Raw genomic sequence first — 16,536 nt, 5'->3', positions numbered from 1 at the left:
CCATGGACCTGCTACTTATTCTCACCTATACAGCCCTCTGCATAGGTATTTTCAAGATCTTCAAGATCCCGCTCAACAAGTGGACCGTGCCGACCGCCGTGCTGGGTGGCGTCATCATCATCGGCACACTCATCATGCTGATGAACTACAACCACCCCTATTCCGAGCTGGCTCGCAACTATTATGTCTCCACCCCGGTCGTGCCCCTGGTCAAGGGACGAGTCACCGACGTCCCGGTCAAGCCCAACCAACCGGTCAAGAAAGGGGATGTGCTGTTTCGCATCGACGCTGAGCCCTTCCAGGAGAAGGTCGCCAGCCTGACGGCGCGCCTCGCCTCCAACACCGATTTTCTGAAGGCTCTGGACGCCCGCCTGCGCTCCGCCAGCCTGGACAGGGATCGCGCCCAGGAGCTGATGCGACGGGGCATCGGCAAACAGCGCGACCTCGACGTCACCCAAGCCAACGTGGATGACATCGTCGCCCAGATAGATCAGCAGAAAGCGACCCTCAATGACCTGAGTGCCCAGCTCAACATCGCCAAGTACGATCTGGAGCAGACCGTGGTCTACGCCCCGAGTGACGGTCATGTCGTACAACTGGCATTGCGCCCGGGCATGATTGCCGCCCCCTTCATGTTCCGCCCCGTGATGACCTTCATTCATGAAGATGCCAATGCCTATGTCGGCTGGTTCTGGCAGAACAGCATGCAGCGGCTCAAGGCGGGTGACGAGGCCGAAGTCGTGCTCGACGGCATTCCGGGTCGCATCTTCAAGGCCAAGGTGCAGTCCGTTATCCCGGCCATGGCACCGGGCAATATCCAGGCACAGGCGGGTCTTATCGATCAGACCTCGGCACAGGTACCGGGTCGCCTGCCCATCGTGCTCGAGATCACCGATCCCGAGTGGGCAAACTACCAGGTGATCGCGGGTTCCAGCGGTCAGGCCGCCATCTATACCGAGCACTTCCACCACGTGGCCATCATGCGCAAGATCCTGATGCGCATGGGTAGCTGGCTCAACTACCTGTTCCCCTTCCACTGAGGTCCCTGACCTGCACGGGCCGGCATCCTGCCGGCCCGCTTCCTGTCAGCACGCCCCCTCGCTGCATTTTCCCCGCAAGATCCCTATAATGGCGCCATCTTGCACCACAGCCGTTCCCCATGTTCGTTCTCAGACCCTATCAAACCGACGCGGTCAACGCCGTCATCAGCCACTTTCGCAAACACCCGGATCCCGCCGTGGTGGTGCTGCCCACCGGGGCCGGGAAGAGCCTGGTGATCGCCGAACTGGCCCGCAAGGCCCGTGGCCGGGTGCTGGTGCTGGCTCACGTCAAGGAGCTGGTGGAGCAGAACCACGCCAAGTACGAAGCCTGGGGACTCCGGGCCGACATCTTCGCCGCCGGGCTCGCACGCAAGGAGGCGAGCGCCCAGGTGGTGTTTGGCTCGGTGCAGTCGGTGGCGCGCAATCTGGATGCCTTCGACGGCGCTTTTTCGCTGCTCATCATCGACGAGTGCCACCGGGTCTCGCTCGATGACGACAGCCAATACCATCAGGTGATCGAGCATCTCAAGGCCGCCAATCCGGCCCTCAAGATCCTCGGGCTCACCGCCACCCCCTATCGGCTGGGGCTGGGCTGGATCTACCGGCGCCACTACCACGGCATGGTCAAGAGCCACGGCGAGCGGCTCTTTGGTGACTGCGTGTTCGAACTGCCCCTGCGCTTCATGGTGAAAAACGGCTACCTGACCCCGCCGCGCCTGGTGGACGCCCCCATCGTCCATTACGACTTCAGCAAGCTGGTGCCGCGGGAGAACGGCCTGTTCAGCGAGGCGCAGCTCAACGGCGAGATCAAGCGCCAGGAGCGGGTCACCCCCCATATCCTGAGCCAGGTGCTGGAGTATGCGGCCGACCGGCAGGGGGTGATGATTTTCGCCGCCACAGTCGAACATGCCCGGGAAATTCATGGCCTGCTCGATGCCAGAGACCAGCAGGCCGCCCTCGTCACCGGCGAGACACCGGGACCGGAGCGCGACGCTCTAATCAGTGCCTTCAAAGCGCGCGAGCTCAAGTTTCTGGTCAACGTAGCGGTGCTCACCACCGGTTTTGATGCCCCCCACGTCGACCTTATCGTGATGCTGCGTCCCACCGAATCGGTGTCGCTCTATCAGCAGATTGTGGGACGGGGCCTGCGCCTCTCACCCGGCAAGAGCGATTGCCTGGTGCTCGACTACGCAGGCAACAACTTCAACCTGTTTGCCCCCGAAGTGGGGGAACCCAGGCCCCACGCCGGCACCGAGCCGGTTCAGGTGCCCTGCCCCGCCTGCGGCTTTGCCAACACTTTCTGGGGCAAGACCGACGAGGATGGCAAGGTGGTCGAACACTACGGCCGCCGCTGTCAGGGACTGTTTGAAGATGACGAGGGCAACCGCGAGGAGTGCGACTACCGCTTTCGCGCCAAGATCTGCCCAGGTTGCGGTGCTGAAAACGACATCGCCGCCCGCCGCTGCCAAAGCTGTGACCAGCTGCTGGTGGACCCTGACGACAAGCTCAAGGAGGCCCTCAATCTCAAGGACTGCATGGTGATCCGCTGCGCCGGTTTGACCCTGAGTGCCGGGCGCGGCAAGCAGGGGGAGCGGCTGGAGGTGACCTACCACGACGAGGATGGCCTGACCCTGACGGAGTACTTCCCCTTTCACTCCCGGGGTGCACAGCGCTTGTTTCAACAACGCTTTGTGCGTCATCATTGGCCCGCCCCGGGCCTGGAGCCCGAATTCACGACCCTGGCGAGCGTGATGCTCGCGGCAGACCAGTTCCGTCACCCGGATTTCGTCATCGCCCGCAAGTCGGGACGCTTCTGGCAGGTGAAGGAAAAAATATTCGATTACGAGGGGCGTTACCGGACTGCCAACGCCCCGGCCTGACCCCATGGCAGGCGATACCCGGCAGTCACCCGGTTTGATTATCGGGGCGGTTTCTGATGCCGCCCTTTCGTTCAGTTAGAGGATCCTATGCAGCGGCTGTTGATTGGTTTTTGTGCTCTCTTTTCTCTGGCGGTCCACGCCGCCCCGCTGACCCCGCCCAAGGGGGGCCAGTACGCCGTCATCGTACAGGGCAACAACGGGGTGGAATTTGCCCGTCACGCCGATGACATGATAGCCCCCGCCTCCACCATGAAGGTGCTCACCGCGCTCGCTGCACGCCTCGAACTCGGTGCCGACTTCCGCTTCGCCACCGACATCCAGGCTCAGCCCGGCGCCAAACAGGGCACCACCATCAACGGCGACATCTGGATCAACTTCGTCGGCGACCCGACCCTGTCGCGCATGGATCTGGTTGCCCTGTTCAAACAGTTGGGCGTCACCCGCATTCAGGGCAACGTCTATGTCAACACCGGTGCCTACAACGGCTATGAGCGTGGCAACGGCTGGTCCTGGGGGGATCAGACCCTCTGCTTCGCCGCTCCCGTCTCCTCGGTCATCATCGACAAGAACTGCGCCTACGGCACCATCACCGCCACCCAGATTGGCAAGCCTGCGGTGGGCAACGTGGCCACCGGCGTGCCCATCGGCATCGGCGCCGACAACGTGGAGGTGATGAGCTATGGCGACATGGCGCGTCAGTTCTGCGCTCTGGAAGTAGACATGGCCAAGGGCAACTTCTACGAGCTCAAGGGCTGCATCACCCCGAACAAGGAGCCACAAGGGCTGCGCTTTGCCATCCATGACGTGGAGGCCTGGGGCTGGGACAACATCCGCTGGGCCATGAACCGCGCCGGGATCAGCCACGACGGCCTGCTGCGGGTCACCCATCAGGCCCCTGTCGGTGCCCAGACCCTGGCGACCCACTACTCTGTCTCCCTGCCGGTGATGCTCGCCAAGATGTTGAAAAAGTCCGACAACCTCTACGCCGATACCTTCCTCAAAACCGTGGGGCGTCACTACTACAACAAGCCGGGCAGCTATCGCAGCGGCACCATGGCGGTGCGCGCCATCCTGACCAAGCACGGCATTGACCTTGGCAACGCCACCCTGGCCGACGGCTCCGGCCTCTCCGCCCACAATCTCATCAGCGCGCGCCAGATGTTGTCGGTGCTTAACTTCATCCAGAAGAACGATGCCGAGCTCGACTTCATCAAGCTGCTGCCAAGCTCCCAGGTAGACGGCACCCTGGCCTGGCGACGCAGCGTCACCGCCCCCATGATGAAGAACAAGGTGCACGCCAAGACCGGTACCATCACAGGTACCTCGAACCTCGCCGGTTTCATCGACACCGCCGGTGGCCAGCGAAAGGCCTTCGTGATGTTCCAGCGCGGTCTCTCCCAGGATCCGGCAACCCACGAGCGCTACCGCGCCAGCAAGGCGCCCTGGCCCTGGACCGTCTTCGAAAAAGGCGTGCTGGAGAGCATCTACCAGCAGCAACCCATCCAGATCGTCGAGCAGTGATAGACGGGCTGCCTTGCCGGCAAGGCGGCCCGATTCCCCGGCCTTGGGGGACGCTGGCGCCATCATCAGCAGCGGGCGCAATCGGAGATGGCGAACGGAAGCATCGCAATTTTCAGCTTTGACTGACAGGGCGCCACGGCTATGCTGTGCCCAGCCTCATCTCAATGGCCTTCTTCAACGGCTTGTTTAATGGAGAGAAAAGATGTTTGTAGAGATTTTTGGTCGTCCCGGTTGCCCCTATTGCGTGCGTGCCAAGCAGATTGCCGAGCAGCTGACCGAGGAGCGCGATGACTTCGAGTTCCGCTACGTGGATATCAACGTGGCCGGGCTGACCAAGGACGATCTCGCCGCCAAGGCGGGCAAGCCGGTCACCACTGTGCCGCAGATCTTCCTGGATGAGCAGCACATCGGCGGCTGCACCGATTTTGAGGCCTATGCCAGAGCCAATCTGGGTCTGTAAGCCCCGACACCATGAAAAAAGGCGCCTCTGGCGCCTTTTTTCATGTCGCCAAGTCTGCCTCAGGCCACCGGCGTGAAGCGGCTCACCACCTGTCCCTGATGTTCAATCCACTCCATGAACATGGCGACGGGGCGGGCATAGACCTGACCATCCTGTTCGGATTGATAGATCACCAGCTGCTCCTGGGTTTCGGTGTGCAAGGCCAGGGCCAGAACCTGGTAATAGCCCCCCTTGAAATGGCGGTAGCGACCGGTGGCGGGTGCCTGCATGAGTGAACCTCGAGAGCGGAAAGATGAGCCCCCGTGCCTGCGTGCTCCCCTGGCAGACCGACGGGTCGGGGCCTTTTTTACCCCAGCCAATCGTGCCAGATGGGGGAGATATTTCAATACACTCATGTTGCTTTATGAATCTGCTCCTCATCTTTCACTGATCTACCAAAGAGAGGCAAACGATCATGCTGAATTTAACATTTCAACAACCCTGTTTCAGGGGTAAATATCAGGGATTTATTCCATAAATTAGATTGTTCTAGCATTCAATTCTGTGAAGAATAGGGGCAGAGAAATTTGATACTAAAAACAGCTTTTCTGCCAACGCGCCCCACGGGGAAGGAATCACGCTCACCATGTTCACAATCGACAAGTCGCACAAGCTCGACGATGTCTGCTATGACATCCGCGGCCCGGTGCACAAAGAAGCTCGCCGTCTCGAAGACGAAGGTCACCGCATCATCAAGCTCAACATCGGCAATCCGGCCCCGTTTGGCTTCGAAGCACCGGAGGAGATCATCAAGGATGTGATCCTCAACATGCCACAGAGCCAGGGCTACTGCGACTCCAAGGGGCTGTTCTCGGCCCGCAAGGCGGTGATGCAGTACTACCAGCAAAAAGGGATGCGCAAGGTCGACATCGACGACATCTACATCGGCAACGGTGCGAGCGAGCTCATCGTGATGGCGATGCAGGCGCTGCTCAACAACGGCGACGAGATGCTGGTGCCCTCCCCCGACTACCCGCTCTGGACCGCGGCCGTCACCCTCTCCGGCGGCCATGCGGTGCACTACCGCTGTGACGAAGGAGCTGACTGGTATCCGGATCTCGACGACATCCGCGCCCGCATCACCCCGCGCACCCGCGGCCTGGTGCTGATCAACCCCAACAACCCGACCGGCGCCGTCTACGGCAGCGAATTTTTGCTTGAAGTGATCGAGATCGCCCGTCAGCACAACCTCATCATCTTCGCCGACGAAATTTACGACAAGATCCTCTACGACGACATCTCCCACACCAGCGTCTGCACCCTGTGCGACGATGTGATGGTGGTGACCTTCAACGGCCTCTCCAAGGCCTACCGCGCCTGCGGCTTCCGCCAGGGCTGGATGGTCATCACCGGACCCAAGGGCCGCGCCAAAGGCTACATCGAGGGACTGGAGATGCTGGCCTCCATGCGGCTGTGTGCCAACGTGCCCATGCAGCACGCCATCCAGACCGCCCTTGGGGGCTACCAGAGCATCAACGAGCTGATCCTGCCGGGGGGCCGCCTGCGTCGCCAGCGGGACAAGGCCTGGGAGCTTTTGAACGAGATCCCCGGGGTCTCCTGCGTCAAGCCCAAGGGGGCGCTCTACATGTTCCCGCGCCTCGACCCCAAGGTGTACGACATTCGCGACGACCAGAAAATGGTGTTCGACCTGCTGCAGCAGGAGAAGCTCCTGCTGGTGCAAGGCACCGGCTTCAACTGGCCGGCACCGGATCACTTCCGCCTGGTGTTCCTGCCCCGGGAAGAGGAGCTGGAAGAGGCCATCGGTCGCCTCGCCCGCTTCCTCAAGGGCTACAAGCAGTAAGCAAGGCTCATGAAAAAGGCTCCCGCGGGAGCCTTTTTGTTGTCTGTCGTTTTCTATCCGTGCCATCAGCCGTGCAGCAGGGCACCGGCCACCAGCACCGCCATGGTGATGAGGGCCACCCCGATGATGAAGGGCAGCACCCAGCGCACGAAGCGATCGTAGGGGATCCTGGCGAGCGCCAACCCCGCCACCAGGTGAGCGGCGGTGGGGGCGAACAGGTTGATCCAGCCGGAGGCGGACTGATAGGCGGTGATCACCAGATCCCGGGAGATACCGGAGAAGTCCGCCAGCGGTCCCATCAGCGGCATGGAGACGGTCGCGAGCCCCGAGGTGGAGGGAATGAAGAAGCTCAGGATGATGTGCACCAGATAGGCCATCAGGATGAAGACCGACGACGACAGCCCGCTCACCAGCCCCTCGGCCCAGTGCAGTATGGTGTCGATGATGACGCCGTGCTCCATCACCACATAGATGCCGCGCGCCACCGCCACCACCAGGGCCACCCCGATGAGGTCTCGCGCCCCGTTGAGGAAGGTCGCCACGTAGTTGGACTCCGGCATCCGGTTGATCAGCGCGATCAGGATGGAGGCGCTGAAGAACAGGGTGGAGAGCTCGTCAAACCACCAGCCCAGGGTGGGCAACAGATCGATGCCCAGATCCGACCAGGGCACCACCGCATAGATCATCAGCAGGAAGGTGCCGAAGAAGACCAGCATGGTGAGCTTCTGCTTGCCGCTGAAGGCGAGGTTGCCGCTCTTCATCTGGGAGAACTCGTCGTCATAAACGATGTCAGCCAGCACGGAGCGGGATTTGTCCTGCTGCACCTGCCTGGCGTAGCGCATCACGAACCAGGAGGCGAAGATCACCAGCAGCAGCCACTGGATGACCCGCAGCCCTATCCCCTCACCGATGGGGATACCCGCAAAACCGGAGGCGATGCCGGTGGCAAACGGATTGACGGTAGAGGCGAGCACCCCGACCCCGGAGCCGAGCAGGATGATCCCCGCCGCCACCATGCGATCGAAGCCCGCCGCCATCATCACCGGCACGATGAGCGCCCAGAAGGCCACCGTCTCCTCCGCCATGCCGAAGGTGGAGCCACCCAGGGCAAACAGGGCGATCAGCACCGGTATGAGCAGCCGCTCGCGCCCGGCGAAGGTACGCACTATGGCCCCGACCCCGGCATCCAGCGCCCCGCTCTGCATGGTCACCGCCAGAAAGCCGCCGATGATGAGCACGAAGAGTGCCACGTCCGCCGCCTTGTGAAAGCCCTGGATGGGCGCCTTGAGCACATCGAATACCCCCTGCGGTTGGGAAGGGAGCTCGGTGTAACTGCCGGGTACCGGCAGCAGTCGCTCGTCACCGCTGTAGTCGGCCACGGCGGCTGCCGCCACCGGCTGCTGGGTCTTGGCCGTCACATAGTTGTATTTTCCCGCCGGCAGCACCCAGGTGAGGGCCGCCATCAGGGCGATGATGATGAAAAGCAGGGTATAAACCGTGGGGAGCTGGCGCTTCTTAGGCGCCTCATGGGATGTGGTCATGACTTTCGTACCTCGGCGGTGCCGTCTGTGATCCGGACAGCGCAAGCCTAGCGGGTTTGTTCGGGGAAAAAGGTGATCGCGGATAATAAACCTGAGGCAACAGGTTGAGTCTGCTGCAAAAAAACAGGGCCCCGCAGGGCCCTGTCTGTGCTGGCGACCGACTTACAGCTCGACCACGTCGAATTGCACGTCCGGATTCACGTCCGCATCGTAGTCCACCTCGTCCAGGCCGAAACCGAACAGGCGCAGGAACTCCTGCTTGTAGCCGGTGTAGTCAGTCAGCTCGGAGAGGTTCTCGGTGGTGATGGAGGGCCAGAGATCACGGCAGGTCTGCTGCACGTCTTCACGCAGTTCCCAGTCATCCATGCGGATGCGGGCCTGCTCGTCCAGCGCCATGTCGGCGCCGTACAGGCGGGTGCGCATCATGCGGTCCACCTGCTCCATGCAGCCCTCGTGAATGCCCTTCTCCTTCATGATCTTGAAGGCCATGGAGATGTAGAGCGGCATCACGGGAATGGCAGAGGAGGCCTGGGTCACCACGGATTTGAGCACGGCCACGTGGGCGGTCCCCCCCTTGGCAGCCAGATCGCCACGGATGGCGGTGGCGGCGCGGTCCAGATCTTCCTTGGCACGGCCCAGAGTACCGTGCCAGTAGATGGGCCAGGTCAGGTCGGTACCGATGTAGGAGTAGGCCACGGACTTGGCACCGTCAGCCAGCACACCCGCATCGCGCAGAGCCGCCATCCACAGTTCCCAGTCCTGGCCGCCCATGACGGTGATGGTGCTCTGGATCTCTTCCTCATTCGCCGGCTCGACGGTGGCGGTGATGATCTGATCCTTGTTGGTGTCGATGGCGGTGGAGGTGTAGACCTCGCCGATGGGTTTGAGGGCGGAGCGCACCACTTCGCCGGTATCCGGCAGCTTGCGCACCGGAGAGGCCAGGGAATAGACCACCAGATCGATTTGACCCAGATCCTGCTTGATGAGCTCGATCACCTTGGCACGGCACTCGTGGGAGAAGGCATCGCCATTGATGCTCTTGGCGTAGAGGCCGGCCTCTTTGGCGGCCTTGTCGAAGGCGGCGGAGTTGTACCAGCCGGCGGAGCCCGTCTTGGTCTCGGAGCTCGGCTTTTCGAAGAAGACACCGATGGTAGCAGCTCCGCTGCCGAAGGCTGCGGCAATGCGGGAGGCCAGACCATAGCCGGTGGAAGCGCCGATCACCAGCACCTTCTTGGGGCCATTCTCGATGGCGCCCTTGGCTTGGGTGTAAGCGATCTGGCGACGAACATTGGCTTCACAACCGACCGGGTGGGTGGTGGTGCAGATAAAGCCGCGAACCTTGGGTTTGATGATCATGTGTTGTCTCTTATCCGTTTGATGGATGAAATCGGGGCATAAGATACCTCATTGCGGCCCGTTATGGTGCTCTGATGTGTTGAACTGCGGGGAAACAGGCTGGGATCCGTCGCTTTATGCCGCCATGGCACACCCATTACGCAGGAGATCTCCCCGCCATGGACCAGAGAGAGGCAACGTGAGGACCGGAATGTCGCTCCCGAAACGGGGCCGTTGTCTGACCTTGCGCCATGTACTAGTGTGCAAGGAAGAGGATTCAAGGAGGAGTCTATGTCACGCATGCTGGTCATCTCTCTCGCCTGCCTGGGGCTTGCCACCGTCCCCGTTGTCCAGGCGGCTGTCTATCAATGCGCCCGCGACGGGCGGATCACCTTCAGCGACATCCCCTGCAGCAGCGACGCCAAACCCATGGCACTCAATGTCTATACCCCCTCCCCCGAGGCGGTGGAGCAGGCGGCCAACCAGACCCGGGAGATAGAGCAGAGCCTGGCAAACGGCCAGAAACAACGCCAGGCAGAGGCGCTGCGCACCGAGATCGAGGCCAAAAAGCAGAAGATGAACAACGAGATGACCCAGATCACGGAGAACAAGGCAAGATCCCGCAATGTCTCGGCAGAGATGCAGTCGGTCACTACCCGATATCAGAAAGAGATTGAGTCCCTGAACCAGAAACTCTCCACCTTGCAGGCAAAATAAACACTCCCTGTTTCGGGACAGAAAATATACCGAAGTGGCAATGTCGTCACGGGTTCACACATGCCGCACATCCAGAACATCACATCCTTGGCCGTTTATTTCTCACACCAGAGGATCAGATAGCGGCTTTTTCCCGATCCCCGTAGCCACCTAATTTCACCGCGTTCCAGAAGACTCACGTTATCCCCACCGAGATCCCTGACGTGCCACAGGGTTCATATGAGGGCGATATATAGGGGCATCGTGACAATTGTCAGTGCCAAAAGAGGCGCCTTCATGCCAATATTCCCTGGGGCCCAAAGTGGTCCACGAGATAAATAACCTTGGTACGAGACCCTACAATTAAGAAGCTATTTATCAACATTGAAAAATAAAAAGTTAATTTGAGTACGATGACGACTCATCAGGACGCAATGCTATTGTTAATTTACTCATATTTGGTCGTTATCCCATTCAAGGGTCTCATGGAGGAGCGCTGTCATGTTCTGGAATCAAAAAGCAAGCAAGGAAGCCAGTGAGCAAGCGGCAAGGGTGGTGGAACTGGGGGCATTTGAACAGGCTATCCAGTTGCAGGTCCCCTTCGTCCAGTTCACCCCGGCGGGAGTGGTCACCTTCGCCAACGCGCTGTTTCTCAAGATCGTGGGATTTGAACGTGACGAGGTGATTGGCAAGCATCACAGCACCCTCTGCTTCCCCGACGATGTCAATACCCGGGATTACGAGACCTTGTGGCAGGATCTGCGCCACGGCGTCTCCCGCAGCGGTCGCTTCATTCGCCAGTCGAAATCCGGCAAGGCCGTGTGGCTGGAGGCGACCTATTTCCCCATCGTGATCGACGGCAAGGTGGTGCGGATCGCCAAGGTCGCCTCCGACGTGACCCAGCAGCAATCCACCCTGGAGCGCACCCAGGCCCTGCTGGCAGCCCTGGACAAGTCCTTGGCGGTCATCGATTTCCAACCCGATGGCACCGTCATCACCGCCAACCAGAATTTCCTCAACTGCTTTGGCTACCGGCTGGAAGAGGTGGTCGGCAAGCATCATCGCCTCTTCTGTGACACCGAGTTCTACCAGAACAACCCCCATTTCTGGCAGGATCTCGGCTCGGGTGACATCAAATCCGGGCTCTTCATGCGTCTGGGTCACCGGGGGGAGAAGATATGGCTGGAGGCCACCTACAACCCCATCTTCAACCACGAGGGCAAGGTGGTCAAAATCATCAAGCTGGCGAGCGACATCACCGAGCGGGTGGAGAAATCCATCTCCACCCGGGAAGCGGCCCAGAAGGCGTGTGCCATCGCCAGCGAAACCGTCGCGAGCGCCGCCAGGGGGCGGGAGGTCATCGACAGGGTGCTCGACACCTCCTCTCACATCAACACCTCGGTCAATGCGGTCAGCAAGCAGATAGAGCAGCTCAACCAGCAATCCAGGAGCATCGAATCCATCATCTCCACCATCAGCGGCATCGCGGATCAGACCAACCTGCTGGCCCTCAACGCGGCCATCGAGGCGGCCCGCGCCGGGGAACAGGGACGGGGATTCGCGGTCGTGGCCGACGAGGTGAGGCAACTGGCGGCGCGCACTTCCAGCTCCACCAGCGAGATCGTCACCGTCATCAAGCACAACTCGGAGATCACCTCACAGATCACCCAGACCGTCTCCGTCGTCTCCGACAAGGCGGTGGCAGGTCAGGAGCAGGCCACCATCATCGCCGACGTCATCAAGGAGATCATCGAGGACGCCAACTCGGTGTCGGACACCGTCAAGAGCCTCTCCATCTGAGCGACAGCTGCCAATGACAACGGGGGGCCCAGGCCCCCCGTTGTCATTGCTGTCCGCCCACCCGAAACCCGCTCAGCCATCCCCCAGGAGATAGTGTCTGGCTTCCTCGTCCGCCAGCGCGAGGGCGATGTCCCATAGCGCGGCGATGCAGAGCCCCTCCTCCCCCACCGCTTCCTCTTCCAGCGCCTCCAGGGCTCTGGCATCGGCCAGGGTAAAGGGGGGATGGCTCAACAGGCTTTTGGCCGCGGCCAGCAAGTGCATGTCGCTCATCGGTCGGCTCCTTCTTCGACAGCGTGTTTCCCTGCCCAGACTGTAGCCCAATGGCGGCGACTCATCCCCCGGCGGCGACGGCCTGCGCACGCTTCCTGCCGGACGGCAGCTGGCCCACCCCGATGCCGGCCAGCACGGCGGCACAGGCCACCCATTGCAGGGCCGTGAGCGTCTCTCCCAGCAGCAGATAGGCGAGCAGCAGGGTAAAGACCGGGATGAGGTTCACATAGGCAGCCGCCAGGGTCACCTTCACCTGGGTCACCGACCAGTTGTAGAGCAGGTAGGCACCAAGTGTCACGAAGGCGCCGAGGAAGAGGATGACCCCCATGTCCTGCCAGGCCCAGCTCGCGGGCCAGGGCGCACTGAAGGCAAAGGGCGCGAAGAAGAGCATGCCGACGAAGGCCTGCAACGCTGTCAGTGTCATCACGCCGTAGCGGCTGGAGAGCTTCTTGAATACCACGGAATAGGTGGCGGCGCAGAGCATGGCGCCCATCTCCAGGCTATTGCCGAGCAGGGCGTTGGGGGCGAACTCGTCGGCGCCCTCCCCCAACCCCAGCAGGGCGATGCCAACGATGGCGATGGCAAAGCCCAGCAGCTGGCGGCGACTCACCCGCTCTCCAAGCAGCACGAAGGCCACCAGAGCCACCATCAGGGGAAGCAGGGCACAGACCATACCGGCCTGGCCGGCACTGGTGTAACGCAGGGCGTTGACTTCAAGAAGAAAGTAGAGGCAGGGCTCAAGCGCCCCCATCAGGGCCAACCAGCGCCAATCCCCCTTCTGGTAAGTGACGCGGCCAAGCTGGCGGTAGCAGAGCAGCCAGCAACAGGACGCCACCCCCATCCGCATGAAGAGCACCTGACCGAAGGACCAGATTTCCAGCACATGTTTGAGGGCGATGAAGGAGCTGGACCAGAGCAGCATGGCCAGGGTCAGCGTCAAGACGGGTAAAGGGCGCACAATGCCTCCATGAATTGGGCATTCGAATAATAACCATACGGCCTTGCGGTTGTCTAAAGGCACCTAACATCAGATAATACGGCCGCCTTCATACCGGATAACCCATCTTCAATGACTGAGTACCTGCTTTTACTGGTCGGCACCGTGCTGATCAACAACTTCGTGCTGGTGAAGTTCCTCGGCCTTTGCCCCTTCATGGGTGTCTCCGGCAAGCTGGAAACCGCCATCGGCATGGGTCTGGCCACCACCTTCGTCATGACGCTGGCCAGCGCCTGCTCCTATCTGATGGAGCACTACATCCTGATCCCGCTGGAGATCGCCTACCTGCGCACCCTGGGCTTCATTCTGGTGATCGCCGTGGTGGTCCAGTTCACCGAGATGGTGATCCGCAAGAGCAGCCCGACCCTCTATCGCCTGCTCGGCATCTTCCTGCCGCTCATCACCACCAACTGTGCCGTGCTCGGCGTGGCGCTGCTCAGCATCAACGAGCGCCACAACTTCATCCAGAGCATCATCTACGGCTTCGGGGCCGCCGTCGGCTTCTCCCTGGTGCTGATCCTTTTTGCCGCCATGCGTGAGCGGCTGGTGGCCGCCGACGTGCCGGCACCGTTTCGTGGCGTCTCCATCGCCATGGTCACCGCTGGCCTGATGTCGCTGGCCTTCATGGGCTTTACCGGCCTCATCAAGATATAACGCTATGATTCACATACTCTTTGCCATTCTGGTGCTGGCCCTGCTTGCCCTGGCCTTCGGCATCATTCTCGGCTTTGCCGCCGTCAAGTTTCATGTGCAGGCCGATCCCATCGTCGATCAGCTCGATGCCCTGTTGCCCCAGACCCAGTGCGGCCAGTGCGGTTACCCGGGCTGCAAACCCTACGCCGAAGCCCTGGCCAATGGCGACAAGATCAACAAGTGCGTGCCCGGTGGCGACGCCACCATGCGCAAGATTGCCGACCTGATGGGGGTCGAGCCCCAGTCTCTGGACGGCGGTGAAGACGCGGCAATCCCCGTCAAGAAGGTGGCCTTCATTCACGAAGACATGTGCATCGGTTGCACCAAGTGCATCCAGGCCTGTCCGGTCGACGCCATCCTGGGTGCCACCAAGGCGATGCATACCGTCATCGCGGCCGAGTGCACCGGGTGCGACCTCTGCGTCGACCCCTGCCCGACCGACTGTATTGAAATGATCCCGGTGCCGACCACGGTCGACAACTGGAAATGGGATCTGGCCAAGGTCGCCATTCCGGTCAAGATAGTGGAATAAACAGCGGAGTAACCATGCAGCATCTGCTCGAACGCATCAAAGCCGGCACTCTGTGGGATTTTCACGGCGGCATCCATCCCCCCGAGAACAAGCACCAGTCAAGCCTGACCCCCGTCGTTGACGCGGGCCTTCCCCCACAGCTCATCATTCCGGTGCGCCAGCACGCGGGTCCGGCCGGCGAACTGCTGGTGCGGGTGGGGGACAAGGTCAAGAAAGGGCAACCCCTCACCCGTTTTGACAAGGGACGCATCGTGCCGGTGCACGCTTCCACCTCGGGCACCATCACCGCCATCGAGCAGCACACGGTGGCGCACCCCTCCGGTCTTGACGATCTCTGCATCCTCCTCACCCCGGACGGAGACGATGCCTGGGGCGAGCGCACACCCCAGACTGACTACTGGAACCTGGAGCGGGGGGCGTTGCTCGAGCGCATCCAGCAGGCCGGCATCGCCGGGCTCGGCGGCGCCGTCTTCCCGACCCACAGCAAGCTCGACGGCCGTGGCCAGCTCACCGAGATCCTCATCGTCAACGGGCTGGAGTGCGAACCCTACATCACCACGGATGACAGGTTGATGCAGGAGTACGCCGACGAGATCATGGACGGCATCCGGGTACTCAAGCACCTGCTCAAGCCCAAGCTCACCCTGATCGGGGTGGAAGACAACAAACCGGCGGCCATCGAGGCCCTGACCCGCCATGCCAGCGACGCCGACGTGCTGGTCAAGTCGGTACCGACCAAGTACCCCTCCGGCGGCGCCAAACAGACCATAGAGCTGCTCACCGGACGCCAGGTGCCCAAGGGAGGCCGGGCGGTGGACATGGGCATCATGGTGCTCAACGTCGCCACCGTCTTTGCCATCAAGCGCGCCATCATCGATGGGGAGCCGCTCATCGAGCGCATCGTCACCCTCACCGGCGACGCCTTCAAGAAGCCCGGCAATGCCTGGGTGCGTCTGGGCACGCCGGTACGCTGGCTGCTCCAGCGTTTCGAGCTGCAACCGGAGGCGGATCAGCGGGTGATCATGGGGGGTCCCATGATGGGCTTCACCCTGCCCCACGCCATGGTCCCCGTGGTCAAGGCCACCAACTGCCTGCTCTCCCCCACCCGCGCCGAACTGCCGCCCCCCGGCCCGGAACAGGCCTGCATCCGTTGCAGTGCATGCGCCGATGCCTGCCCCGCCACCCTGCTGCCCCAGGAGCTTTACTGGTACAGCCGGGTCAAGGAGTACGACAAGGCCGAGAAGCTCAACCTCTTTGACTGTATCGAGTGCGGCGCCTGTGCCTGGGTCTGCCCGAGCGAAATCCCCCTGGTGCAGTACTACAAGATCGCCAAGGATGACATCCGTGAGGCCCGTGCCGAGGCCGAGAAGGCCGAACGTGCCAAGCAGCGCTTCGAGGCCAAGCAGGCTCGCTTCGAGCGTGAGAAGGCGGCCCGCGAAGCCCGCCACGCCGAGGCCGCAGCCCAGCGTCGCCAGGCCATGACGACGGCCGGGGGCGAAGATCCGGTCGCCGCCGCCCTGGCCCGCATCAAGGCCAAACAGGAGACGGCCCAGGTGGCCGTGAGTGAACCCGCACCGGACAACGAGGCCATGATTGCCGCCCGTGAGGCACGCAAGCAGGAGGCCATCGCACGTCGTGCCGCCAAGGCCGCCAATGGCGAGGGCAATGGGCTGGCTGACACCCCGGCACCTGGGGAGCAACATCCCAAGGCAGAGCTGGATCCCAAGAAGGCCGCCATCGCCGCCGCCCTGGCACGTGCCAAGGCCAAGAAGGCCGCCCAGGCGCAAGGTGACGGGCCGGTGGTCGCAGGTGAGACATCTGTGAACACAACCGAACACGCCGTTGAGGCCCCGGCCGCCGCATCCGAACCCGCCGCAGAGGTGGACCCCAAGAAGGCGGCCATTGCCGCCGCCATCGCCCGGGCCAAGGCC

The 16,536-nt window shown here is 61.8% G+C and carries 15 protein-coding genes and 1 pseudogene; 11 read left to right on the top strand and 5 right to left on the bottom strand.

Going from position 1 to position 16,536, the window contains the following annotated elements:
* The first annotated feature begins 2 nt into the window (after positions 1 to 2).
* The 4 genes from AB5Y47_RS04625 (at position 3) to AB5Y47_RS04610 (ending at position 4,901) form a co-directional block, all read left to right on the top strand.
* Complete coding sequence (locus AB5Y47_RS04625; protein ID WP_039038992.1) at positions 3 to 1,040, top strand: HlyD family secretion protein; 1,038 nt, start codon at positions 3 to 5, stop codon at positions 1,038 to 1,040.
* 119 nt (positions 1,041 to 1,159) lie between these two features.
* The gene (locus tag AB5Y47_RS04620) at positions 1,160 to 2,920 is read left to right on the top strand and encodes a DEAD/DEAH box helicase (protein ID WP_368219900.1); all 1,761 of its coding nucleotides are present in this window, start codon (positions 1,160 to 1,162) and stop codon (positions 2,918 to 2,920) included.
* A gap of 87 nt (positions 2,921 to 3,007) precedes the next feature.
* Positions 3,008 to 4,441, top strand: a complete 1,434-nt coding sequence (gene dacB, locus AB5Y47_RS04615; protein ID WP_042017206.1) for a D-alanyl-D-alanine carboxypeptidase/D-alanyl-D-alanine-endopeptidase — start codon at positions 3,008 to 3,010, stop codon at positions 4,439 to 4,441.
* A gap of 202 nt (positions 4,442 to 4,643) precedes the next feature.
* Positions 4,644 to 4,901, top strand: a complete 258-nt coding sequence (locus AB5Y47_RS04610) for a GrxA family glutaredoxin (RefSeq protein WP_010674029.1) — start codon at positions 4,644 to 4,646, stop codon at positions 4,899 to 4,901.
* Positions 4,902 to 4,960: 59 nt separating this feature from the next.
* Here AB5Y47_RS04610 and AB5Y47_RS04605 read toward each other — a convergent pair whose 3' ends face one another.
* On the bottom strand, positions 4,961 to 5,170 hold the full coding sequence (locus AB5Y47_RS04605) for a DUF1653 domain-containing protein (RefSeq protein WP_010674028.1): 210 nt from the start codon (positions 5,168 to 5,170) through the stop codon (positions 4,961 to 4,963).
* A gap of 356 nt (positions 5,171 to 5,526) precedes the next feature.
* Between AB5Y47_RS04605 and AB5Y47_RS04600 the strand changes: the two genes are divergently transcribed.
* Positions 5,527 to 6,741 (top strand): pyridoxal phosphate-dependent aminotransferase, encoded by a 1,215-nt coding sequence (locus tag AB5Y47_RS04600; RefSeq protein ID WP_005302243.1) that lies wholly within the window; start codon positions 5,527 to 5,529, stop codon positions 6,739 to 6,741.
* Between the two features lie 65 nt (positions 6,742 to 6,806).
* On the opposite strand, the gene AB5Y47_RS04595 is transcribed toward AB5Y47_RS04600, so the two are convergent.
* Both AB5Y47_RS04595 and fabV read right to left on the bottom strand, forming a co-directional pair.
* Complete coding sequence (locus tag AB5Y47_RS04595; protein ID WP_010674027.1) at positions 6,807 to 8,282, bottom strand: YfcC family protein; 1,476 nt, start codon at positions 8,280 to 8,282, stop codon at positions 6,807 to 6,809.
* Positions 8,283 to 8,444: 162 nt separating this feature from the next.
* Positions 8,445 to 9,638, bottom strand: coding sequence for an enoyl-ACP reductase FabV (gene fabV, locus AB5Y47_RS04590; RefSeq protein ID WP_041212832.1), 1,194 nt, complete (start codon positions 9,636 to 9,638; stop codon positions 8,445 to 8,447).
* 270 nt (positions 9,639 to 9,908) lie between these two features.
* Here fabV and AB5Y47_RS04585 point away from each other — a divergent pair, with 270 nt between their 5' ends.
* The 3 genes and pseudogenes from AB5Y47_RS04585 (at position 9,909) to AB5Y47_RS04575 (ending at position 12,113) form a co-directional block, all read left to right on the top strand.
* Positions 9,909 to 10,334, top strand: a complete 426-nt coding sequence (locus AB5Y47_RS04585) for a DUF4124 domain-containing protein (protein WP_201968824.1) — start codon at positions 9,909 to 9,911, stop codon at positions 10,332 to 10,334.
* Between the two features lie 480 nt (positions 10,335 to 10,814).
* Positions 10,815 to 11,573: pseudogene (locus AB5Y47_RS04580) on the top strand (PAS domain-containing protein); the annotation flags it as partial.
* Positions 11,574 to 11,579: 6 nt separating this feature from the next.
* Positions 11,580 to 12,113 (top strand): methyl-accepting chemotaxis protein, encoded by a 534-nt coding sequence (locus tag AB5Y47_RS04575; protein ID WP_257978395.1) that lies wholly within the window; start codon positions 11,580 to 11,582, stop codon positions 12,111 to 12,113.
* A 72-nt stretch (positions 12,114 to 12,185) separates the two neighbouring features.
* Here the strand turns inward: AB5Y47_RS04575 and AB5Y47_RS04570 are convergent, their stop codons facing one another.
* A complete protein-coding gene (locus tag AB5Y47_RS04570) occupies positions 12,186 to 12,383 on the bottom strand; it encodes a hypothetical protein (protein ID WP_039038678.1) in 198 nt (65 codons plus the stop codon).
* A gap of 61 nt (positions 12,384 to 12,444) precedes the next feature.
* Entirely contained in the window at positions 12,445 to 13,341 is an 897-nt protein-coding gene (locus AB5Y47_RS04565; protein WP_323925970.1) for a DMT family transporter, read from the bottom strand.
* A gap of 111 nt (positions 13,342 to 13,452) precedes the next feature.
* Between AB5Y47_RS04565 and rsxA the strand changes: the two genes are divergently transcribed.
* The 3 genes from rsxA to rsxC all read left to right on the top strand — a co-directional run.
* Positions 13,453 to 14,034 (top strand): electron transport complex subunit RsxA, encoded by a 582-nt coding sequence (gene rsxA, locus AB5Y47_RS04560; protein ID WP_039038677.1) that lies wholly within the window; start codon positions 13,453 to 13,455, stop codon positions 14,032 to 14,034.
* A 4-nt stretch (positions 14,035 to 14,038) separates the two neighbouring features.
* Entirely contained in the window at positions 14,039 to 14,605 is a 567-nt protein-coding gene (gene rsxB / locus AB5Y47_RS04555; RefSeq protein ID WP_042017194.1) for an electron transport complex subunit RsxB, read from the top strand.
* Positions 14,606 to 14,619: 14 nt separating this feature from the next.
* Positions 14,620 to 16,536: electron transport complex subunit RsxC (gene rsxC, locus AB5Y47_RS04550; protein WP_368219898.1), on the top strand; the 1,917-nt coding region annotated here is incomplete at its 3' end.

The organism is Aeromonas sp. R7-2, from assembly GCF_040908105.1.
GTDB lineage: Bacteria > Pseudomonadota > Gammaproteobacteria > Enterobacterales > Aeromonadaceae > Aeromonas > Aeromonas caviae.
Note: the sequence above shows the minus strand (reverse complement) of the source record. Positions and strands in the feature narration are given on the sequence as shown.

Excerpts from the sequence above, each read along its gene's own strand:
- dacB (WP_042017206.1), top strand. The coding sequence starts at position 3,008 with ATGCAGCGGCTGTTGATTGGTTTTTGTGCTCTCTTTTCTCTGGCGGTC.
- AB5Y47_RS04620 (WP_368219900.1), top strand. The coding sequence starts at position 1,160 with ATGTTCGTTCTCAGACCCTATCAAACCGACGCGGTCAACGCCGTCATC.
- AB5Y47_RS04585 (WP_201968824.1), top strand. The coding sequence starts at position 9,909 with ATGTCACGCATGCTGGTCATCTCTCTCGCCTGCCTGGGGCTTGCCACC.
- rsxB (WP_042017194.1), top strand. The coding sequence starts at position 14,039 with ATGATTCACATACTCTTTGCCATTCTGGTGCTGGCCCTGCTTGCCCTG.
- AB5Y47_RS04570 (WP_039038678.1), bottom strand. The coding sequence starts at position 12,383 with ATGAGCGACATGCACTTGCTGGCCGCGGCCAAAAGCCTGTTGAGCCAT.
- AB5Y47_RS04600 (WP_005302243.1), top strand. The coding sequence starts at position 5,527 with ATGTTCACAATCGACAAGTCGCACAAGCTCGACGATGTCTGCTATGAC.
- fabV (WP_041212832.1), bottom strand. The coding sequence starts at position 9,638 with ATGATCATCAAACCCAAGGTTCGCGGCTTTATCTGCACCACCACCCAC.
- rsxA (WP_039038677.1), top strand. The coding sequence starts at position 13,453 with ATGACTGAGTACCTGCTTTTACTGGTCGGCACCGTGCTGATCAACAAC.
- AB5Y47_RS04625 (WP_039038992.1), top strand. The coding sequence starts at position 3 with ATGGACCTGCTACTTATTCTCACCTATACAGCCCTCTGCATAGGTATT.
- AB5Y47_RS04595 (WP_010674027.1), bottom strand. The coding sequence starts at position 8,282 with ATGACCACATCCCATGAGGCGCCTAAGAAGCGCCAGCTCCCCACGGTT.
- AB5Y47_RS04610 (WP_010674029.1), top strand. The coding sequence starts at position 4,644 with ATGTTTGTAGAGATTTTTGGTCGTCCCGGTTGCCCCTATTGCGTGCGT.
- AB5Y47_RS04605 (WP_010674028.1), bottom strand. The coding sequence starts at position 5,170 with ATGCAGGCACCCGCCACCGGTCGCTACCGCCATTTCAAGGGGGGCTAT.